This is a genomic window from Flagellimonas hymeniacidonis (assembly GCF_008040165.1).
GTDB lineage: Bacteria > Bacteroidota > Bacteroidia > Flavobacteriales > Flavobacteriaceae > Flagellimonas > Flagellimonas hymeniacidonis.
In genome coordinates, this window is sequence record NZ_VRUR01000002.1 from 126901 (window position 1) to 147638 (window position 20738).

General features: G+C 38.2%; 18 protein-coding genes. 9 read left to right on the forward strand and 9 right to left on the reverse strand.

Annotation, left to right across the window (positions count from 1 at the left end):
• Positions 1-162 precede the first annotated feature (162 nt).
• The 4 genes from FVB32_RS09480 to FVB32_RS09495 all read right to left on the reverse strand — a co-directional run bounded on the left by FVB32_RS09480 (position 163) and on the right by FVB32_RS09495 (position 4211).
• Positions 163-1644, reverse strand: a complete 1482-nt coding sequence (locus FVB32_RS09480) for a peptidase associated/transthyretin-like domain-containing protein (RefSeq protein WP_147743561.1) — start codon at positions 1642-1644, stop codon at positions 163-165.
• Between the two features lie 119 nt (positions 1645-1763).
• Positions 1764-3188 carry an SDR family oxidoreductase gene (locus FVB32_RS09485; protein ID WP_147743562.1) on the reverse strand — a complete coding sequence of 475 codons (1425 nt, stop codon included), beginning with the start codon at positions 3186-3188 and terminating at the stop codon, positions 1764-1766.
• Positions 3185-3697, reverse strand: coding sequence for a DUF1648 domain-containing protein (locus tag FVB32_RS09490; RefSeq protein WP_147743563.1), 513 nt, complete (start codon positions 3695-3697; stop codon positions 3185-3187). The genes FVB32_RS09485 and FVB32_RS09490 overlap by 4 nt, the downstream gene beginning before the upstream one ends.
• Positions 3698-3785: 88 nt before the next feature.
• Positions 3786-4211 carry a hypothetical protein gene (locus FVB32_RS09495; RefSeq protein ID WP_147743564.1) on the reverse strand — a complete coding sequence of 142 codons (426 nt, stop codon included), beginning with the start codon at positions 4209-4211 and terminating at the stop codon, positions 3786-3788.
• Positions 4212-4306: 95 nt separating this feature from the next.
• On the opposite strand from FVB32_RS09495, the gene argS reads away from it, so the two are divergent.
• Complete coding sequence (argS, locus tag FVB32_RS09500; protein ID WP_147743565.1) at positions 4307-6085, forward strand: arginine--tRNA ligase; 1779 nt, start codon at positions 4307-4309, stop codon at positions 6083-6085.
• Positions 6085-6930: a zinc-dependent peptidase gene (locus tag FVB32_RS09505; protein ID WP_147743566.1), complete on the forward strand. Its 846-nt coding sequence runs from the start codon at positions 6085-6087 to the stop codon at positions 6928-6930. The genes argS and FVB32_RS09505 overlap by 1 nt, the downstream gene beginning before the upstream one ends.
• Here the strand turns inward: FVB32_RS09505 and FVB32_RS09510 are convergent.
• From FVB32_RS09510 to FVB32_RS09520, 3 genes are all read right to left on the reverse strand, one after another.
• Positions 6914-9481, reverse strand: a complete 2568-nt coding sequence (locus FVB32_RS09510; protein ID WP_147743567.1) for a TonB-dependent receptor — start codon at positions 9479-9481, stop codon at positions 6914-6916. The two genes, FVB32_RS09505 and FVB32_RS09510, sit on opposite strands and share 17 nt — an antisense overlap.
• A complete protein-coding gene (locus tag FVB32_RS09515; protein WP_147743568.1) occupies positions 9462-10373 on the reverse strand; it encodes a FecR family protein in 912 nt (303 codons plus the stop codon). The genes FVB32_RS09510 and FVB32_RS09515 overlap by 20 nt, the downstream gene beginning before the upstream one ends.
• A 132-nt stretch (positions 10374-10505) precedes the next feature.
• Positions 10506-11003: an RNA polymerase sigma factor gene (locus FVB32_RS09520; RefSeq protein ID WP_147743569.1), complete on the reverse strand. Its 498-nt coding sequence runs from the start codon at positions 11001-11003 to the stop codon at positions 10506-10508.
• Positions 11004-11117: 114 nt separating this feature from the next.
• On the opposite strand from FVB32_RS09520, the gene FVB32_RS09525 reads away from it, so the two are divergent.
• The 3 genes from FVB32_RS09525 (at position 11118) to folD (ending at position 15225) form a co-directional block, all read left to right on the forward strand.
• A complete protein-coding gene (locus FVB32_RS09525) occupies positions 11118-12872 on the forward strand; it encodes a hypothetical protein (RefSeq protein WP_147743570.1) in 1755 nt (584 codons plus the stop codon).
• A 100-nt stretch (positions 12873-12972) separates the two neighbouring features.
• On the forward strand, positions 12973-14301 hold the full coding sequence (gene ffh / locus FVB32_RS09530) for a signal recognition particle protein (RefSeq protein ID WP_147743571.1): 1329 nt from the start codon (positions 12973-12975) through the stop codon (positions 14299-14301).
• A gap of 36 nt (positions 14302-14337) precedes the next feature.
• Positions 14338-15225, forward strand: a complete 888-nt coding sequence (gene folD, locus FVB32_RS09535; protein ID WP_147743572.1) for a bifunctional methylenetetrahydrofolate dehydrogenase/methenyltetrahydrofolate cyclohydrolase FolD — start codon at positions 14338-14340, stop codon at positions 15223-15225.
• A 3-nt stretch (positions 15226-15228) separates the two neighbouring features.
• Here folD and FVB32_RS17735 read toward each other — a convergent pair whose 3' ends face one another.
• Positions 15229-15381, reverse strand: coding sequence for a hypothetical protein (locus FVB32_RS17735; RefSeq protein WP_187269543.1), 153 nt, complete (start codon positions 15379-15381; stop codon positions 15229-15231).
• 147 nt (positions 15382-15528) lie between these two features.
• On the opposite strand from FVB32_RS17735, the gene FVB32_RS09540 reads away from it, so the two are divergent.
• On the forward strand, positions 15529-17256 hold the full coding sequence (locus tag FVB32_RS09540; protein WP_147743573.1) for an alpha/beta hydrolase-fold protein: 1728 nt from the start codon (positions 15529-15531) through the stop codon (positions 17254-17256).
• An 11-nt stretch (positions 17257-17267) separates the two neighbouring features.
• Positions 17268-17894, forward strand: a complete 627-nt coding sequence (locus FVB32_RS09545) for a DUF2306 domain-containing protein (RefSeq protein ID WP_147743574.1) — start codon at positions 17268-17270, stop codon at positions 17892-17894.
• On the opposite strand, the gene FVB32_RS17740 is transcribed toward FVB32_RS09545, so the two are convergent.
• A complete protein-coding gene (locus tag FVB32_RS17740) occupies positions 17895-18317 on the reverse strand; it encodes a VOC family protein (protein WP_187269611.1) in 423 nt (140 codons plus the stop codon).
• A 193-nt stretch (positions 18318-18510) separates the two neighbouring features.
• Between FVB32_RS17740 and FVB32_RS09550 the strand changes: the two genes are divergently transcribed.
• Both FVB32_RS09550 and FVB32_RS09555 read left to right on the forward strand, forming a co-directional pair.
• The gene (locus FVB32_RS09550; RefSeq protein WP_147743575.1) at positions 18511-19302 is read left to right on the forward strand and encodes a 3-keto-disaccharide hydrolase; all 792 of its coding nucleotides are present in this window, start codon (positions 18511-18513) and stop codon (positions 19300-19302) included.
• Between the two features lie 7 nt (positions 19303-19309).
• On the forward strand, positions 19310-20734 hold the full coding sequence (locus tag FVB32_RS09555; protein ID WP_147743576.1) for a Gfo/Idh/MocA family protein: 1425 nt from the start codon (positions 19310-19312) through the stop codon (positions 20732-20734).
• Positions 20735-20738: the final 4 nt, after the last annotated feature.

The window sequence follows — 20738 nt, forward strand, 5'->3', positions numbered from 1 at the left end:
ATTTTTATCGAATGCCGAAACAAGTTCGGTATGATAGCAAGGGAAAATTTTGAAACCGTTCCTTTGTTGATTGATGGGCGGCTGTCATTTTGAGTGGAATTGAAAATGGTAATTACTTGCCTTAATCAAATCAAGCTGTCATCCTGAACCTGTCAAATAAAATTACTCCCCCTCAACCACAAATTCCCGTATGGCCTGGTTGGGTTCCATAATGGTATAGCCTTTCCAGAACTCAGGATTATAGGCTGATAAATAGGTAGCCTTTATGGTTTCATCCTCTTTTAAGGCTTCAAAATTGGCTTTGGACAATACATCAGAATCAAAAACTACCAGTTCGTATTTTTCAGTATTATAGTTGACGATATCCAAGGCAAGGGAGAGTTCGTTCTGTTTTCTGCGACCCTTTACATGTTTGTTCTTCTCAATCACCTTTAAGGGGCGGTCAACTCCCATTTTTCGTCCAAAGGTGAAGTTCATAAACTTTAGTTTATACTTATCTCCATCAAACTTGGAGAAAACCGTACTGCCAAAATATTTCAGCTCTTGGTAGCTAAAGCCCAATAGCTTAATGCTTTTGATGGTTTTTATATTTTCATAGTCCATGCGCATAATGGCAAAATTCTCGATGTTCACAAAGAGCTTGCCCTTGAAATCAGCACGTCCCTTTGGGGCAAAGCCCACCACGTACACCCCTTGGTTTTCCAGTTCAGAATAGCCCAAAAGTTCATACTCATAGCGGTGCAGCTTTTTGGCCACATCTAATTTGGACTTTCCAAAAAACTGGTCGGTAATCTCACTTAAAATATATTTGCGGTTCCCCAAAAAATCACTTTTTTCAGGCTTCTTCAGCTCGCCCTCCAGTTCATCGGTCTCTTCTTTCTCCTCAAAAATGGAATCCAATGGTACTTTTTCGCCAAAAATCCCCGATTTTATCTTTAGATACGAATCTGGTTTTACATTGGCCCTAAAAATGGCTTCCATTTTGTCGGACAGCGCTTCCATAGATCCCTCGTTACTTTTGTCGTACAATTCGGCCGCTTTTATAATCTCCAATTTATTCTCTTCCCCGTTTTGATAATAATCGCCTAAAGTTTCTGTGTAATAGGAAGAATTTCTTGGGAGAATGGAAACGATGCTGTCAATCAAATGCTTGTCTAGCTCGGCAATGGTGGATTTTTTGAATTCAATCCCCATTTTCTGCACCGTATTAAAACTAGATTGCCTTAAAAAGAAGCGTTGTTTTAGGGGTGCTTTGTTATAATTTGTGGGGAGTCGGTCTTCAACCCGTTCCATAATCTCGTCTACATCCAATTCCTTATCAAACAAATAAACTCCGCTCAGTTCAATGGCTTTGGGAGTAATGGTGATGATGCTGTCTTGCAGTTGCGCTAGGGTGAATCCTGTTTTTTGATAGCCCATGGAGGAGACATAAATGGAATCTTGCTCAGCAATTTCTTGGTCCAATACAAAACTGAAGCGGCCTTCTTCATTGGTGATAACTCCTTGATGAGCCCCATATTGTATAGTGGCATAAGGGATACCTTTTTGGGTTTTGGCATCTACCAATTTGGAACTAATGGTCTGTGCAACAACGGCACCGCCCATACAAAGTGAGATACAGAAAGAAAGTATTGATTTACGCATAGACGTTGATTCGTTATTTTGATTGTGAGCTTTTTTATATAGACAACACAAAAGGCAAAATGGTTGCATTTAGTGTAGACGAATTTTATGGGAATTTGTAACAAGGATTGTTCCAAAAACTAGCTTTTGGCCAGATTCCTAATCATACCACTAAAAATAAAATAGTGAAAAGGGAGTACGCTATACCAATACAATCGACCTCTAAGTCCTTTTGGTCTAAAGGTGGCAATTTGATGCAACGTATTTTGTTCATCAATTTTAAATTCTAGCCATGCTTCCCCAGGCATTTGCATTTCGGCAAAGAGCAATAGTCGTTTTCCCTTTTTATCTGCCAAAAGGACTCGCCAGAAATCTAATGCATCCCCTGGAAATATTTTATCTGGATGGGTACGGCCACGTCGCAGTCCTGGACCTCCGTTGAGTTTATCCAGAAACCCTCGAATTTTCCAAAGCCAATTACCGTAATACCAACCTGTTTCCCCGCCAATTTTCCAAATGTTGCTTAAAGCATGATGATTGTCCTTTACTGTAATGGACTTTATATCTTGCAAGACTCCATATTTAGGGACTTGAATGTATTTTTCTAAATCTTCATGAATTTGCCCACTTGCAATACTGTCTTTCCAACTACTAACAACCAAGTTTTGCTCAATTTTTTTGAAGGCCATTTTTATTGCTGCTTCGTAGCTGTGGGTTTCAATGCCTAGGAGTTGTTGCAATCGGTTGTCCTTGGCAACAACTTCCATTTTCATGCTATCTACAAGGTTTATTGCCAACTTATAAGAGGTCGAGGTAACAAAATAAAGCCAATAGGAAGATAGTTTTGGTGTCATGATTGGCACAGTTAAAATCCAGTTTTTAAAGCCACGAATTTTAGCATATTTATGCAACATCTGTTTGTATGTAAGTACATCGGGCCCACCAATATCAAAGGATTGGTTGTAGGTTTTAGTATTTCCCAAAACCCCGGTCAAAAAGTTAATAATGTCACGGATGGCAATGGGTTGCGATTTGGTCAATACCCATTTAGGGGTAATCATTAAGGGAAGTTTTTCACAAAGATCACGTATGATTTCAAAAGAAGAGCTTCCCGAACCTACAATAATCCCAGCACGTAATACAGTAAGGTTAAAATTGCCTTGGTATAAAATGGTTTCCACGTTCTTTCGCGAGCTTAGATGTTTAGATAGCTTTTCCTCGTTAACAATCCCACTCAAATAAATCACTTGAGTTACATTGGTTTTTGAGATTAGGGAATTAAAATTCTTGGCGGCCAATGCTTCCTTTTCATCAAAATCATCTATGGAAGAAGTCATAGAATGGATAAGGTAGTAGGCAACATCTATATTCTTTGGTATGCGTGTCTTTTGTGATTCCTCTAAAAAATCAATTTCTATAATTTGAATCTGTTCTCTTGTCTTTTTATCTACAGACAAGCGTTTTTGATCGCGTACCCCACAGATAACCTCATGCCCTAGTTCTAGCAAACGGGGCAATAATCGCATACCAATATAACCGTTGGCTCCAGTGAGAAAAATTTTCATTGTTTGGAAATGGTGTACATCTTATAGATATATAAAAATGGAAGTAATGCAACCACTATCCATGATCCCAATAAGAGTTGCACATCCAGAGTGCCTACAACCCCTTTTATTTTTAGGAGCATAATGAGTGTGGTAAGCAAAAAGGCAACAACGGAAGCTAGATTCATTGCTGCAATCATCCGCAGCCCCAATGCGTATAGTTTCGGTGCATTTTTCTCGGTAACTTTTACAGGGAAATTCATATAATAGGGTTTCATTTTAGTAACAAAAAACCCTAATCCAAAATATAGCGTAGCACTGATGATCGGGATAATCCAAAGGACAGATTTATGGCCGTACCCATCTACTTCACCCTTTAGATTAAAATGCGTTGGGATGGTATCTGGGAGGTCATAATAAAAAACAAGGACCAAAAGTACATTTAGAATGACAATGATCCATCCTAGCTTTATCAGTTTTTTGTCAGCGGGACTTGGCTTTACTTCAATTTTCGGTTTTTTGCTAAACATGATCCTTGATTACTTTGTTGCGCAGTTTTTATGCTACTTGTTCCACACTACGGATTTTACTGTAATTAAAGTTAGGCTTTTTTATGTTTTAAAGATCTTCTAAGGAAGTGGGAGCGTTATCCGCTTTGTAATCCAATAGTTTCTTAAAATATTTTTGGATGGCCTTGTTGTCCGATTTTACCTTTATAAAATAGCTATCCTTGTAAATGGAATAGACGGCAAAATCGCCTTTGTACAAGTTTAGTTTATAATAGGGAATGACCAGACCATACGTTTCCAGCAAAGACCTAAACCGAACAATGATTCCTTTTGGACGCATTTCTATATTGCATGTGTTCAGGTTATTGTCCAGAATCAGTAGATTTTGGATTTCAACACTTGTTTCAGTAATAAAAAGTTTGGGTGAGCCGATTCCGCCTAAAGCAAAACGTTGTTTTAAGGTAAAAGGCATGCCAACAGCTTCGTCAATTTTTCTGCTGATTTTTTTATCATTGTACGATACATTTAGAAGCATGCCTAAAATTAACCAAAACCATGTGGATTACTACTTCACTTTTTAGTTAAAGTGTAAGAATTGATTAGTTTTGCACCCTTAAATGCCGTGTATTAATGAATATTCAACAGGTACTTACCACCACAGTTAAAGCAGCTGTTTCTTCCATTTATAATGCAGAACTACCTTCAGTAGAGTTTCAGCCCACCCGTAAAGATTTTGAAGGGGATATTACTGTGGTCGTGTTTCCTATGTTGCGTGTGGTAAAAGGAAATCCCATGGAAATTGGAACCAAGATTGGGGAGTATTTGCAGGAGCATGTAGGTGAAGTTGCAAAATTTAATGTGGTCAAGGGCTTTCTAAATATTGTCATGGAAGATGGATTTTACCAGGATTTTTTCAAATCTATTTTTAATGAGGAGGATTACGGTTATGTAAAAACGGATACTACCAATGCGGTAATGGTCGAATATTCTTCTCCAAATACCAACAAACCGCTGCATTTAGGTCATATCCGAAACAATTTATTAGGGTATTCGGTATCTGAAATTTTAAAAGCTGCCGGAAATAAAGTGTACAAAACCCAGATTATCAATGATCGCGGTATTCATATCTGCAAGAGCATGTTGGCCTGGCTGAAATTTGGGAATAGCGAGACTCCGGAGTCATCTGGATTGAAGGGTGACCATTTGGTAGGGAAATACTATGTAGCGTTTGATAAAGCCTATAAAGAACAAATAGCCGAATTGGTTTCTCGAGGAATGGAAAAGGAGCAAGCAGAAAAGGGGGCTCCAATTTTGCTTGAAGCTCAAGAAATGCTTCGTAACTGGGAATCGGGTGATGATGAGGTAGTGGCGCTTTGGAAAAAAATGAACGGCTGGGTGTATACCGGTTTTGATATCACCTATAAAAATCTAGGAGTTGATTTTGACACCCTATACTATGAAAGCAATACCTATCTTTTAGGTAGGGATGTGGTAAAAGAAGGTCTGGAAAAAGGCATTTTCTTTAGAAAAGATGACGGTAGCGTCTGGATAGATTTGACAGATGAAGGGTTGGATGAGAAAATTGTACTTCGCTCTGATGGTACTGCGGTATATATGACCCAAGATATTGGAACCGCCATTCAACGGGTAACCGATTTTCCAGATATTAATGGAATGGTATATACTGTAGGCAATGAGCAAGACTATCACTTTAAGGTGCTATTTCTTATTCTTAAGAAGCTGGGATATAGTTGGTCTCAGCAACTACATCATTTGAGTTATGGCATGGTGGACCTTCCCAGTGGTAAAATGAAGAGTAGGGAAGGTACTGTTGTGGATGCAGATGATTTAATTGATAACATGGCACAAACCGCCGCGGAGATTTCTGAAGAATTGGGCAAACTGGAAGGCTACACCACTGAAGAGAAACAAAGACTTTATAAAACCATAGGTCTTGGAGCTTTAAAATATTATATCCTTAAGGTGGACCCCAAGAAAAGGATTTTGTTCAATCCTGAAGAATCTGTGGATTTTCAAGGGAACACAGGACCCTTTATTCAGTATACCTATGCTAGAATACAGTCTATCCTTAGAAAAGCCGATTTCGATACTTCTACAGTGTCGGACATTACATTTGAACTGCATGAAAAGGAAAAGGAATTGCTAAAGCAACTTCAACTTTTTCCAGAAACGGTTCAATTGGCGGCAGAAAATTATAGCCCGGCCCTAATTGCCAATTATACTTATGATTTGGTAAAGGAATTCAACTCTTTTTATCAGCAAGTATCGATTTTAGGAGAGGTAGATGCGGATAAAAAGTGCTTTCGTGTACAATTATCCAAAAAAGTAGGAGAAGTGATTCAATCCGCTTTTAAACTTTTGGGGATTGATGTTCCTGAACGGATGTAATGGAAGTGGGGCTGTCCGAAACTCAAAAAGAAATCGCTGCACTTGTTTTGGCAGTAGGTTTACTCTATGTGTTTGCCCGTGTCGGTTACCAGTATTTTTTTGGTGAAAGATTTACTTTTTATAACATTTTTCACCCAGTTAGAAGAATTACGGCCAAGGAAAGGCAGTTTATAACTGAGTTTCTCATCCCTTTTCAGCAATTTAGTGTTGAACAGAAACGAACTTTTTTGAAAAGGTTTGCCTGGTTCAAATCTAAAAAGGCTTTTGTTTTTTATGGTGAGATAGCCAATAGTGAAGAAATAAAGGCCTACGTTTCGGCCTCAGCAACCTTGTTGACCATGGGAATGCGGGATTTTAGGTTTGAAAGATCGATTACAAGAGTCATTGTTTACCCTAACACATATTATTCGCGAATTGGAAAAAACCATCATATTGGGGAGTTTAATCCGAACCTAAAAATATTGGTGTTCTCGGCTGAGGATTTAGAAAAGGGCTTTAAAATCCCCAATGACAACTTAAATTTGGGCATTCATGAGGTAGCCCATGCGTTGATGTTCGAAACGAGAAGTAAATCCAGTTGGGAGGCCAGACGATTCAAAGTAGGCTTGGCACAAATCAAAAGAATATATGATCAAGCTGATTTTCAGAAAGATTTGAAAAAGTCGACCTATTTTAGAGCATATGGCAAGAAAAATTTCTATGAGTTTTTTGCTGTTATTATGGAAAATTTTATCGAGAGTCCGGCGGAGTTTTCGAACAAATACCCCGATTTGTACGATACAATACGAAGAATGCTGAATTTTGACTTTAATGAGCCTCACTGGAGGCTTAAAAAGTCACCCTAAAGCTAAAATTGGGTGTAATACCCAAAGAAATGCTTTCTACCGTTTCAATTTCATTGTCCTCTGTAACCCTGTAGTATTTGTTCAAGCTGTTTTTTCGGTTGGTCATGTTTAGCAAAGAGATTCCTGCATTTGCTTTGATTCGTGGGCTGATGTCAAACTTGTATATCGTAGAAGCATCAACTCTAAGGTATTCGGGTAACCTACTACTATTGGGAGATTCATAGTTGATACGTGCCGGAAATACCGACGTATCCAGTGCCATATCTCCTTCTTGAGGTTCTGTAAATGGCTTTCCTGAACGATAATTGAGCCCCAAACTTAGTTTAAGATCTTTGTAGGTATAGGTGCCTGCCAGAGTAAGGGTGTGTCTAATATCAAGATTGTTAGGAAAATTGTTAGGGTCTATTGCGTCAAAATTGTAATCGTTTTTATTGTATGTATAACTCAACCATGCACTATAATTATTTCCCTTTTGATTGATCAAGAATTCCATGCCTTTAACATCATAGCTACCTATCTCACCATTAAATTGATTTTGGTTTTGAAATCCTTGTGTACTGGTACTGATTCCGTCCACTTTTTTGAAGAAACCTTCCACGCCCACATAAAAACTATTCTTATCATAGTTGATGCCTATGGAGCCTTGCTTACTTTTAGTAATGGGTAGGGTGCTGTCATCAGATAAAATCCATCTCCGTTTTTCTATACCTAAGAAGTTTTGTTCTAAATCTATGATTTGGTTGGTAGTTTGACTTTTAAACTCTCCCAAAACCTCTCCTCTAAGATGATTTGCAAGTCTAAAACTGAGGTTAAGGCGAGGTTCAATCAAGAATTCTGAAAACGTACCCAGGTTTTCTATGTAATTGAGACGAACGCCTGCCTTGCCCCTAAATTTGTTTCCATCTGTACTATATCCAATCTCTGTGTGTGGGGCGTGAATTCTAATAACGCCTTTTATTTCACTGTCAAAAGGTGGCCGGGTAAGAATTGTAGTGTTGGTAATGCCTGTTTCTATGTATTGATAGCCGTTGTTCCAATTCAGATTTTCATTTAGGTTGTAATCTGTGTTTAATTTGACAGCGTTTTCGATAACCTGATTATTTTGGAGCAACAATTGAATTTGATTGCCAAAAAGGTTTTGGGCATCTAGATTGTACCGCGAATAATAGACATTTACGTTGGAAGAAAGCCTATCGGTCCATTGACTTTGTAATTGCCCCCCAAAGGACAGATTGGTTTGATTTAGAATGCTATTTGTGGTTTCTAAATCGGTCAAATTGGTTTCTGTATAATCAAGACTATTGGTAATACTGATAAAATTCAACCTGAATTTGTGCTGGTCATTTACATCATACAGTAGTTTTCCCGTGAAGTCGTAAAAGAAGAAGTTTTCATCCCTTACAATATCATCATCTACGGCAATATTATTTTGATTGGTCACTTCGCTATCTTGAAATGCCCGGTCAAAAAATTTGTTGTAGGTAGGGGTGTTCAAAAAATCGGTGGTGGAACGTCTGGCAGAAAATTGTAATCCAAGCTTTTCTGTAATGGGAATTTGGCCGTAAACGTCACCGCTAATGAAGTTAAAACCTGCTCCACCAGTAAGATCTGTAGATAGCTCATTATTGGTTTCCATTTGAATAACACTGCTTACACCATCACCAAAGACCGCTGGAGTACCATTTTTTATCACCGTAATTTTATCGGTCAAATAAGGGTTGAAGGCAGAAATCAACCCAAAAAAGTGCCCAGATTGATACATTTTAATCCCATTCCATAAAATTAGGTTCTGGTCATTGGTACCGCCACGCACATTAATGTCCGATACGGTTTCATCAATACTCTTAATGCCAGGAAGTGCTTGAACGGTCTGTAAAATATCAGGCTCTATTAAACCAGGTAAAATTCCAAAATCGGCAGTATTCAATGTAATACTTGCATCAGATTCTTTAATGATACCTGTGGTAAGAAATTGGTATACAATGACTTCTTTTAACTGCTCATAGTGTTGAGCTAAAAGAATTTTTGGGCAACCGCCATCTTTTAATAAGCTTTCAACTGCAATATATTTGGTATTATACCCTAAGTATCTAATTTTTAAGGTGGCATTTCTTGGAATATCCCTCAACGAAAAACTACCATCCCCAGCGGTGGTTATGGCTATTTCTGTTTCAAATACCTCTATGGTAGCACCGGAAATGGTATTTTCTGCGAAATTGTCCAATACTTTTGCGCATACCGTAACCAAGGTACTTTTGGTCAGTGTATAATAACGGTCGTTAAGCTTTTCCGTCTTTATCTGTAATTGGGTTTGAATGTGTTGTAGAATATCATCCAATGCCACTAAATTTTGGGGTATGGTAATGCTAAAACCTTCCAAATCTTCATTGATGTATGAAAATTTGATATCGAATTTATCCTCTAAGGTTTTTATGTATGGTATAAGCGCAACTGGAGCGTCCTGTTTTTCCTGTGCATAACTATGGAAATTCAGGAGCAATAAAAACCCAATGAAGAGGCCAAAATGGCTGCTACGGAGTTTTTTTAGCATAGAAAAGTACATTATCACCCTCAAGTTTAAAATTAATTCGAGATGGGGTACTTATACTTTTTAACGCCATATTTAAGTCAGTGTTGCTAAAAGTTCCGGTAAATAACAGATTTCTATCAACATTTTGTGAATTTACCTCAATATTGAACTGTCTTTCCAACTCTGCAAAGACATATCCCAGAGGAATACGTTCAAAGGAACTTTCATTATTAACCCATGTGGGTTGTGAGGTGTTTGGTGCGGTTGTATCTACTATTTTTCCGTTGATGACCATAAAAGAGCTACCAGCGGGTAATTTGGTTTCAATATTGTTATACGCTACGCTAACAAGACCTTCAAAACAAGTTACTTCAAAAAAGCCTTCCCTGTTTTCCACATTAAATTGGGTTCCTAGCACAGCAACAGTTCCATGTGTTGTTGAAACAGTGAACTTTTTACCTTTGGCAACTTTAAAGAAAGCTTCGCCCTTTAGAGTGACATTTCGTTTTTCATCCCAGTTTTTTTCACTGAAAGATACTCTGGAACCTGCATTTAGAATGATTTCAGAATTATCTGGTAGAATTACTTCTGAGCGTTCGGCAAATTGGGTGGTAACGGATTCATCTAGAGTACTGATGTAGAAATAAGAGCCAGCAATCAATACTGCAATAGCCGCGGCAACACGCAGGAATTTCTTGAACGGATTAAGGGCAATAACTTTTGGAGCATTGCCAATACGTTCTTCTTTTAATTGTGTTAAAGCTTGGTCAACATCAAATTCAGGAGCTTTCAAAGTGCTTGAAACTTCCTTTAATTTCTGATAAGAAGCATATTCGGCGGACTTTTTAAATTCCGCTAGCTCCTTTTCAGAAAGCTCTCCGCTAAGCCATTTTGCCAAGTAATTTTCTTGCATGATTTCTATGCTTTACAGTTAAATAACAACTATGTTTTAAAAAACCCTACTTATTCAATTTACAATGAGCAATATACAGTGTTCAATATAGGTTAATACAATTGTTTACTGTCCATTGTTAATTGAATATTGTTAGATTCCATCAATCTGCTCTCGTAATGCTTTTAATGCCAAATGCATTCGTTTTTCTATAGCCTTTACACTTACACCTTCCATTTCTGCAATTTCTGCATATTTCTTTCCATCTATCCTATTTAATAAAAAAGTAGTCCTTTGATTTTCTGGAAGATTGTTCAACGCATTGTCCAATTTTTGTTGGTATTCTTTTTCTACCAATAAAAATTCTGGCGACTCATTTGAAATTTCTAAGCTTGGCTTCGCATACTTTAACCTAACCTTTTCAGCTTTGATGACATTTAAGTAGGTATTACTGGCCACCGTATATAAATACGACTTGGCTTTTTCTGGTAAAACCTTTGCACAGTTCTCCCAAAGTTTCACAAAGGCTTCTTGTACGGCATCATGTGCCTTCTCTTCATTGCCAAACTTATAATATATATAATTGAAAACCGTTTTGGAATTAGCCTTAAATATTGAGCTAAAGACCTGCTCTTCGCAAACGTTGTTCATTTAGAAGGGTTTGTCATTTACCCAAAGATATTTTAAAAATTTTAAGATAAAGTAGGGTTTTTTCTTTGAGAGTTGTTTTAGGATTGAATTGTAACCCAAAAAATCCAAATCGTTATGAAAAAGTTGATAAGTAACTTAATGTACGCTGGCCTAGCAATGCTGGCACTTAACTTTACTTCATGTCAAGAAGAATTTGAAGAAGTGAATGGTGGAACTAACGCTGAGACCATTCAAGCAAACTCCACTACTGCAGACTTAATCGAAAAAACATCATCTAATGATGGTTCTTTCGATAATATTGTGGATGGTGCTAGCTGTTTTGCTTTGAAATTCCCTTATACTGTTGAAGTCAATGGAATTCAAGTCACAATTGATTCAAGAGAAGATCTTCATACTATAGAAGATATTTTTGATGAGGTTGATATAGATGAAGATGTTTTAGAGATTTTTTTCCCTATTACGATTACTCTTGCTGATTTCTCTGAAATTGTAATTGAGAATAAGGAGCAGTTAAGAGAATTGGCCGAAGCTTGTTTAGAAGGTGGAGCAGATGATGACATTGAGTGTATTGACTTTGTTTATCCAATCACCTTATTCACGTTCGATATCAACAACCAACAAACAGGAGAAGTTGTTGTAGAAAGTGATGAGGATTTAAGAAAATTCTTTGATGGATTAGAAGATAACGATCTAGTAAGTATTCAATTTCCTTTGACTTTAAAGAAATTTGATGGAACTGAGATTATTGTAGATAGCAACGGTGAGTTGGCCAATGCCTTGGAAATGGCCAAAGATGAATGCGATGAAGATGACGATGATGATTTTAACGATGACGATTTTGATGAAGAGCGTTTTGATTTTTGTTTAACGCAGTGTCCATGGGAAGTTCGTGAACTTGTTAGAGATGAGGTTAACCAAACCGATCAGTATTTAGAATATATCATGACCTTTATGGATGGTGGAACAGTAACCGTAAAAGATAGAGAAGGAAATGTGTTGAATGGTACTTGGAGCTCAAGCTTTACCGATCGTGGTCCACTTTTAACACTTGAATTCGATGTCTTGGTAGACTTTAACTTAGAATGGTTGGTTTATGAAATAGGTGATCATACTATTAAGCTTTATGCTGAAGGTGGAAACAAGATTATCATGAAGCAACTTTGTGAAGATGATATCCCAGGACCAGATACTTTAAGAGAAATCTTAAAAGAATGTGAGTGGATCATCAAGAAGGTTAAGAACCAAGGAGAAGAAATTGATAGACTTCTAGGATTCGAATTTAAATTCATGGCAGAAGGTGTGGTTACCCTAAGTAATGGTATCACAACTTCAGAAGGAACATGGGAAGTAGGATTAAATGATGATGAAGTGCCTTCGCTGTTAATTACTATAGGAGATGAGCCTGGAGTAAGTTTTGACTGGCCTCTAAGAGATCTTGATGATCATAGATTGAAATTTGAAGTTGAAGAAGTTGACTATGAATTGGTTCTGTTGCGAGTGTGTGATGATAATAATGCCGATGGAGATGTTGTTGAGATTAGAACTGCTCTAATGGATGGTGCTTGGAATGTAGCCCAGTATAAAGAGGATGATGTGGATAAAACAAGTGAGTTTGCTGGATTGGATTTCTATTTCAATGAAATGCACCGTGTACAAGTAGATGAAAACGATAACCCAATCATTGAGGGTCTATGGAGAGTAATCAGAAATCATGATAATGAGTTGAAGTTCTTCTTGAATTTTGCTAATGATGCCAAGTTTGGAGAAATTACAGATGACTGGTATATAGCATCTGTAAGTGCCAACCGCATAGAATTGGTCCAGGAAGATGAAAATTCTACGGAAACCCTGGTTTTTGAGAAACCATAAAAAATTTTCCCAATCTTTTTTTGAAAAGGACGGCTATCCCCAAAGCCGTCCTTTTCTTTTTATTCTTAAATTTGTCCTTCTTCAAAAATGACGTGAGCATATGTTCGATAATTTAAGTGAAAAGCTGGATAAAGCGTTCCATGTCCTTAAAGGCCATGGACAGATAACCGAAATCAATGTAGCCGAAACCCTAAAAGAAGTGCGTAGGGCTTTATTGGATGCGGATGTCAACTTCAAAATCGCCAAAGAATTTACCAATAACGTAAAGGAAAAAGCTTTAGGTCAAAATGTATTGACCAATTTACAACCTGGCCAACTCATGGTCAAGATTGTAAAAGATGAATTAACCCAATTGATGGGAGGCGATGCCGAAGAAATAGACCTTTCAGGAAATCCATCGGTAGTATTAATGTCTGGTCTTCAGGGGTCAGGTAAAACAACCTTTTCGGGAAAACTTGCCAATTACCTAAAAGCCAAAAAAAGTAAAAAACCACTTTTGGTTGCTTGTGATGTGTATCGTCCAGCGGCAATAGATCAATTGCACGTTGTAGGAGAGCAAATAGGTGTGGAGGTTTACTCAGATAGGGATAATAATGACCCAGTTGCCATTGCAGAAGCAGGTGTAAAGCATGCAAAAAGCTTGGGCTGCAATATAGTCATCATAGATACTGCGGGTCGTTTGGCAGTGGATGAACAAATGATGACGGAAATTGCCAATATCCATAAAGCAGTTACACCACAAGAAACCTTATTTGTGGTAGATTCCATGACAGGTCAAGATGCCGTAAACACAGCAAAAGCCTTTAACGATGTCTTAAATTTTGATGGGGTCATATTAACCAAATTGGATGGTGACACCAGAGGTGGTGCGGCCATTTCTATAAAATCCGTTGTTGATAAGCCAATCAAATTCATTGGTACTGGAGAGAAAATGGAAGCTATTGATGTCTTTTATCCCTCTAGGATGGCAGACAGAATTTTGGGAATGGGAGATGTGGTTTCCTTGGTTGAACGTGCCCAAGAGCAGTTTGATGAAGAACAAGCCCGAAAAATTCAGAAGAAAATTGCCAAAAACCGCTTTGGTTTTGATGATTTCCTAAGCCAGATTCAACAGATCAAGAAAATGGGGAACATGAAAGACCTTATGGGCATGATTCCTGGAGCTGGTAAAGCCTTAAAAGGATTGGATATAGATGATGATGCCTTTAAACATATTGAAGCCATTATCCATTCTATGACACCAGAGGAACGCTCAACACCCTCAAAATTGAATGCAAGTCGCAAAAAGCGTATTGCAGCGGGAAGCGGCCGTACCATTCAAGAAGTCAATCAGTTGTTGAAGCAATTTGAGCAAATGAGCAAGATGATGAAAATGATGCAAGGCGGTGGCGGTAAGAAAATGATGCAGATGATGCAGAACATGCGATAATCAAACTACATAAACCATTATAAATCAACCACCCTAATGGAAATCCTTGACGGAAAGAAAATATCAAACCAAATAAAAGACGAAATAGCTATTGATGTAGCCCAGATGAAAGAGAGAGGAGAAAAAGTACCTCATTTGGCAGCTGTTTTGGTTGGTAACGATGGAGCTAGTTTAACTTATGTGGGTAGTAAAGTACGTTCTTGTAAAAAAATAGGCTTTGAATCTACTTTAATACACTTGCCAGAAGAAACTACTGAAGAGGCACTATTAAAGCAAGTTGAGGCCCTAAATGCCAATTCAGATATTGACGGATACATTGTGCAATTGCCCTTACCAAAGCACATAGATGAAGAGAAAGTGCTTATGGCAGTTGACCCAGATAAGGATGTTGATGGTTTTCATCCCACCAATTTTGGTAAAATGGCCTTGGACATGGAATCTTTTATATCCGCTACACCATTTGGGATAATGGAGCTATTAAAACGTTACAATGTGGATACTGAAGGCAAACATACTGTTGTAATTGGACGTAGCCATATTGTAGGAAGGCCCATTAGCATTTTGATGAGTCAGAAAGGGAAAGCTGCTAACGCAACAGTTACATTGACCCACAGTAGGACCAAGAATATTGAAGCCTTTACCCAAAAAGCTGATATCATCGTCTCTGCTTTGGGAGTGCCCAACTTCTTAAAAGCGGAAATGGTCAAGGATGGAGCCGTGATTATAGACGTGGGCATAACCCGCGTACCCGATGAAACCAGGGAAAGAGGCTATTACATTACAGGCGATGTGGATTTTGAAAACGTAAGTAAAAAAGCTTCCTATATTACTCCAGTGCCAGGAGGCGTTGGCCCAATGACCATAGCAATGCTTTTAAAAAACACGCTATTGGCAAGGGAAAGGCATCAAGTAAAAAATACCTAGCCGTTAATTTTCTTTTTCAGGATAGTCCAATACTTTTTCTTGCTCATCATTTGGAGTGATGATATCCAGGTCGTTATCGCCCTCGTCATTGGTACAGCCAGATAAGGCCATCGAAGCGAATAATACAGTGATTAACAATAAGACTACTTTCATCATTTGGTAATTTAGTAGGTATGGTACCCTATGATTTATAGCTATATAACGATCTTTTGATGCTAATTAGTATCTATTTTTGGTTGTGATGTGAAATGGTTTGAACGCCCATTTAAAATCAGTATCTTTTAGTCAAATTCCAAACCTATCATGAAAAACTACCTTCCCATATTCTTTTGTCTTGTACTTTTCTTGAATTCATGTGGTAAAAATCAAAGCGCCAATAGTATTCTGGTTTCCTTTTCTGGAAATGCAAATGAAAGTGCTGTGGATGGACGTCTTCTTTTAATGCTTTCCACAAATGATGAAAAAGAACCTCGTTTTCAAATCGGTACCGGATTGGATGCCCAATTGATTTTTGGGATGGATGTAAGTGGCATGCAGCCAGGAGAGGAAATCATTTTTGATGATTCCGTGTTCGGATTTCCATATCCCAGTTTAAACGAAGTGCCCCCAGGAGAGTATAATGTGCAAGCACTTTTACACACCTACGAAACCTTTAACCTATCCACTGGACATACCGTTAAATTACCCATGGATAATGGGGAAGGACAACAATGGAACAGGTCGCCAGGAAATCTGTATAGTGAACCTTTTAAGATTACAATTAAGGAAAATGGTGTCCAGAATCTACACATTAGCATGGATAAGGTCATTCCACCCATTGAAGAACCAGTGGACACCGAATGGATAAAACATATAAAAATAAAATCCGAAAAACTATCTGAATTTTGGGGAAGGGATATGTATTTAGGCGCTCATGTTTTGCTTCCAAAAGGTTTTGAAGAACATAGAGAGGCCAAATATCCATTGATGATTTTTCATGGACATTTCCCAAATGATTTTGGCGGTTTTAGAACTATCCCACCTGACCCAGATACTAAACCAGAGTATTCAGCACGTTTTAATGTGGAAGGCTATAACATTATACAACAACAAGAAGCATACGATTTTTATAAAAGATGGAACGAACCTGATTTCCCTCGATTTTTAATCATTGAAATACAGCACCCAACCCCATATTATGATGATTCCTATGCGGTGAATTCGGCCAGCCAAGGTCCATATGGCGATGCCATTACCCACGAATTAATTCCACACATAGAAAAAGAGTTTAGGGGAATAGGAGAAGGTTGGTCCCGGTTTTTGTATGGAGGTTCTACAGGAGGCTGGGAAGCCCTTGCCGTGCAGGTAAAATATCCAGAAGAATACAATGGTTGTTTTGCTGCATGTCCAGACCCAATTGATTTTAGAGCCTATTGTCTTACTGATATTTACGAGGATGAGAATGCATATTATTATAAAAGCGACCATAAAGAGGTGGAAGTACCTGCTCATCGTGATTATTTGGGCCATATTCAGAGTACCGTTCGCGAAAACAATCATTTAGAGTTGGTTTTGGGAACAAAATCACGGTCAGGTCAGCAGTGGGATATTTGGGAAGCTACGTACTCTCCCCAAGGAGAAGATGGTTATCCAGAAAGGCTTTGGGATAAAATGACAGGAGAAATCAATCCAGAAGTAGCAAAATATTGGCAAGACAACTTTGACCTTAGACATATTTTAGAACGCGATTGGGACAAACTGGGAGAAAATCTCAAAGGAAAAATCCATATTTATTGCGGAGATATGGATAACTACTATTTAAATAATGCTGTTTATTTAATGGAAGATTTTTTAGAGAATACTACTGATCCCTATTATGAAGGTGAAGTGCTATATGGTGATAGAGCGGAGCATTGCTGGAATGGTGATCCTGAGTTACCCAATCATATTACTAGAATGCGTTATAATACGATGTACGTTCCTAAAATAATGCAACGAATTGAGAAAAGTGCGCCAGAAGGAGCCGATCTTACAAGTTGGCGCTATAAGTAAATAATTCAACTATGGCAGGTGTTATAAGAAATAAAATAGCATGGGTAGTATTTGCCTTTTTGGCGATGGGGGTAGGACTCTATCCATTTGCATATTGGTTTACTTCGGAGAAATTTGGTCTGCTGTATAGCAAAACAGCGGAATTGTTGGCAAATGAAATCTGGAATGTTGGCTTTTATGGGCATATCACTTTTGGAGCCTTTGCACTTATGAGTGGGTGGTCACAGTTCAGCAAGAAAATAAGATCTAAAAACTTAAAACTACATCGTAACCTAGGGAAAGTATATGTTTTTTCGGCATTACTGAGCGGAATATGTGGTGTTTATATTGCCTTTTTTGCCACAGGAGGCTTAATTACCTCACTAGGATTTCTTTGCTTAGGTATTATTTGGCTTTATACCACTTTAAAAGCATATTTGGCCATTAGGGCAAAGGATTTAGCACTGCATCAGGGTATGATGATCTATAGTTATGCTGCCTGTTTTGCGGCTGTTACATTGCGCATTTGGTTACCACTTTTAACAATGGCCTTTGGAGAATTTCTAATAGCCTATAAGATAGTAGCTTGGCTTTGCTGGGTTCCTAACATGATATTTGCCTTTTTCTGGGTAAAAAGAAAGGGGATGAATCTAGTTTAGTTACTTGGCAAACAATTGGGTCATATCCTTAAAGGCTTTAAATTCCAATGCATTGCCAGCTGGATCCAGAAAAAACATGGTAGCCTGTTCTCCAACCTCACCTTCAAATCGAATATAAGGGTCAATAACAAATTCAATTCCCTTGTTTTTAAGGCTTTCAGAGAAAGATTTAAAAGTATCCCAAGGCAATACCACCCCATAATGTGGTACAGGAACATTTTTACCATCCACAGGGTTGGTATGCAATGCTACATCAGATTTGGGTTTGTAATGAATCACCAGTTGATGTCCAAATAGACTAAAATCTACCCAATGATCGCTGCTCCTACCTTCTTCACACTTTAAAACATCTCGGTAAAAAACCCTACATTCATCCAAGTTGTGAACAGGAATGGCAATATGAAACGGTGTTATATTTTGCATCATACATTAAAAGTATATGCTGGCTACCAATCTTGCAAATTCCTATGGTTTAATTTTATGTATGATTGTAGACCACAACGGATAAAATGACATTCATAGTTTGGGTAATGTTGGTAGTCTATATAATTTTTCATAAAAAAAGAAATGTAATTACCTTAGTAATCAATACAATATCAAATTGAGAAGCAGTAGTATGAAAAAAATAGCATTCCTAGTAGCCTTGGTAATTTTTAGTTCTTGTAAAACGGACACTAAAACAAAAACTGAAGAAACAAGTGCAGAAGAAGAAAAAGCCAAACCTAATGATTGGGTATACTTGTTTGATGGGACAAGCACCAAAGGATGGAGGGCATACAATGGTGATGCACTGCCACCAGGCTGGATTATCAAGGATAGCACGTTGACGTTTGACACGGAATTAGGATTGGAGCAAGATTACGAAGGAGGTAAGGATATTATTTATGGCGCTGAAGAGTTTGATAATTTTGAACTATACTTAGAATGGAAATTACCAGAAGGAGGTAACAGCGGTATCTTTTACCACCTTAAGGAGGGATATGATGGTCCACCGGAGGTTTCACCGGAATATCAATTGATTGATGATGAAAACTATGCCAGAATCCATGATTTAACCGCATACAACACTAGTCTTGGATACACTGAAAAACCAGAAGAATTAAAGCCCTTACAAAAAACAGCCTCAGATTACGCAATGCATCCTGCGGACCCAGCAAAAAAGACCTTAAATCCGGTAGGGGAATGGAATTCTTCGAAGATTGTTTTTACCGAGCAGAGAGTTGAGCATTGGCTTAATGGAAAAATGGTTTTGTCCTTTGTTCCTTGGGATGAGGCTTGGTACGAAAAGAAAAATTCAGATAAATGGAAAAATAGCGTCGATTATGGAAAATATAAGACCGGTTATATTGGATTACAGGATCACGCTAGCCCCATATGGTTTAAAAATATAAAAATTAGAAAGTTATAATTTAGATATGAAAAAAAGAGACTTTTTAAAGACTACCGCAATAGCTTCATTGTTGGCATTATTACCATCAGGAATGTTGGCTTTTAAAGGAAACAAAAGATTAAGAACAGCCCATATAGGTGTTGGCAATATGGGTTTTGAAGACTTAAAAGCGATATCATCCCATAGTTTGGTCGATGTAGTAGCGCTATGCGATGTGGACTCAAATAATCTGGACGCAGCAAAAAAAATACATTCCAAGGCCAAAACTTTTTCAGATTATAGAGAAATGCTGAAGGTCATGGGAAGCGACATTGATGCCGTTATCGTATCAACTCCAGATCATACACATGCACCAGCTTCATTAATGGCCATGAATATGGGCAAACCGGTGTACTGTCAAAAACCGTTAACACACCATGTTTCAGAAGCAAGGGCAATGCGAAAACTTGCATCTGAAAAGAACCTTGTTACCCAAATGGGAATTCAGGTGCATTCTTTTTACGATTACAAATTGGCCACATTGCTCATACAATCAGGAATTATAGGGAAAGTGCATACAGTACGAGCTTGGTCACCAAAAGATTGGGGTTATAATGGCCCTGCTCCCGAAGGAAGTGACCCAATACCTGAAACCTTAGATTGGAATCTTTGGTTGGGAACAGCAGCTGAGCGGCCCTATAAAGAGGGATATTATCATCCAGGAAATTGGAGAAAACTAATGGATTATGGATGTGGGACTCTTGGAGACATGGGCGTGCATATTTTTGATACTCCTTACAATGCACTTCAGCTAGATGTACCTTTTACAATTAAAAACGAATGTAGAAAGCCGACTGGGTTTGGGTTTCCTGAAAAAAATATAGTGACTTATGAGTTTCCTGGCACCGATTATACCGCAGATAAACTAAAATGGGTGTGGTACGATGGCCCCGGAGCTCCAGAAATGCACGAAGACCTAAAATTACCAGGTGCAGAGGAGAGTTCAGCAAAAGAGAAAACATCCGAACAATCCATGGAGGATAAAATGTCGCTCGATAGTAAGGAAGCTGGCGATGGGAAATTACCAGACCAAGGAGCCATGTTCATAGGTGAAAAGGGACGTTTATTATTGCCGCACTTTATGCAATTGCCCAAAAAGATTGTCGATGGGGAGTATGTCGATATTTCCAAGGAAATTGCCGAAGTAATGGAAGCGAATAAAATGGGAGAACCAATTCGAAATTATGAATCGGAGGGGCCAAAGCACTACCATCAGTTTGTGGATGCTTGTTTGGGTAAAGACAGTTGCACCGCCCCTTTCTCTTACGCAGCCAGGTTAACGGAAACAATCCTTTTGGGAGTTATCGCCGGACGTTTTCCCAATAAAACCTTGCATTGGGATAGTGAGAATGCCAAATTTTCCGAGGAGGAAGCAAATCAATATTTAGAATCACCCTATCGAGATTTCTAGCATT

What these genes read in the sequence shown, in the direction of transcription:
- FVB32_RS09480 (WP_147743561.1), bottom strand. Translation starts at nt 1,644, where the DNA reads ATGCGTAAATCAATACTTTCTTTCTGTATCTCACTTTGTATGGGCGGT.
- FVB32_RS09485 (WP_147743562.1), bottom strand. Translation starts at nt 3,188, where the DNA reads ATGAAAATTTTTCTCACTGGAGCCAACGGTTATATTGGTATGCGATTA.
- FVB32_RS09490 (WP_147743563.1), bottom strand. Translation starts at nt 3,697, where the DNA reads ATGTTTAGCAAAAAACCGAAAATTGAAGTAAAGCCAAGTCCCGCTGAC.
- FVB32_RS09495 (WP_147743564.1), bottom strand. Translation starts at nt 4,211, where the DNA reads ATGCTTCTAAATGTATCGTACAATGATAAAAAAATCAGCAGAAAAATT.
- argS (WP_147743565.1), top strand. Translation starts at nt 4,307, where the DNA reads ATGAATATTCAACAGGTACTTACCACCACAGTTAAAGCAGCTGTTTCT.
- FVB32_RS09505 (WP_147743566.1), top strand. Translation starts at nt 6,085, where the DNA reads ATGGAAGTGGGGCTGTCCGAAACTCAAAAAGAAATCGCTGCACTTGTT.
- FVB32_RS09510 (WP_147743567.1), bottom strand. Translation starts at nt 9,481, where the DNA reads ATGCTAAAAAAACTCCGTAGCAGCCATTTTGGCCTCTTCATTGGGTTT.
- FVB32_RS09515 (WP_147743568.1), bottom strand. Translation starts at nt 10,373, where the DNA reads ATGCAAGAAAATTACTTGGCAAAATGGCTTAGCGGAGAGCTTTCTGAA.
- FVB32_RS09520 (WP_147743569.1), bottom strand. Translation starts at nt 11,003, where the DNA reads ATGAACAACGTTTGCGAAGAGCAGGTCTTTAGCTCAATATTTAAGGCT.
- FVB32_RS09525 (WP_147743570.1), top strand. Translation starts at nt 11,118, where the DNA reads ATGAAAAAGTTGATAAGTAACTTAATGTACGCTGGCCTAGCAATGCTG.
- ffh (WP_147743571.1), top strand. Translation starts at nt 12,973, where the DNA reads ATGTTCGATAATTTAAGTGAAAAGCTGGATAAAGCGTTCCATGTCCTT.
- folD (WP_147743572.1), top strand. Translation starts at nt 14,338, where the DNA reads ATGGAAATCCTTGACGGAAAGAAAATATCAAACCAAATAAAAGACGAA.
- FVB32_RS17735 (WP_187269543.1), bottom strand. Translation starts at nt 15,381, where the DNA reads ATGATGAAAGTAGTCTTATTGTTAATCACTGTATTATTCGCTTCGATG.
- FVB32_RS09540 (WP_147743573.1), top strand. Translation starts at nt 15,529, where the DNA reads ATGAAAAACTACCTTCCCATATTCTTTTGTCTTGTACTTTTCTTGAAT.
- FVB32_RS09545 (WP_147743574.1), top strand. Translation starts at nt 17,268, where the DNA reads ATGGCAGGTGTTATAAGAAATAAAATAGCATGGGTAGTATTTGCCTTT.
- FVB32_RS17740 (WP_187269611.1), bottom strand. Translation starts at nt 18,317, where the DNA reads ATGCAAAATATAACACCGTTTCATATTGCCATTCCTGTTCACAACTTG.
- FVB32_RS09550 (WP_147743575.1), top strand. Translation starts at nt 18,511, where the DNA reads ATGAAAAAAATAGCATTCCTAGTAGCCTTGGTAATTTTTAGTTCTTGT.
- FVB32_RS09555 (WP_147743576.1), top strand. Translation starts at nt 19,310, where the DNA reads ATGAAAAAAAGAGACTTTTTAAAGACTACCGCAATAGCTTCATTGTTG.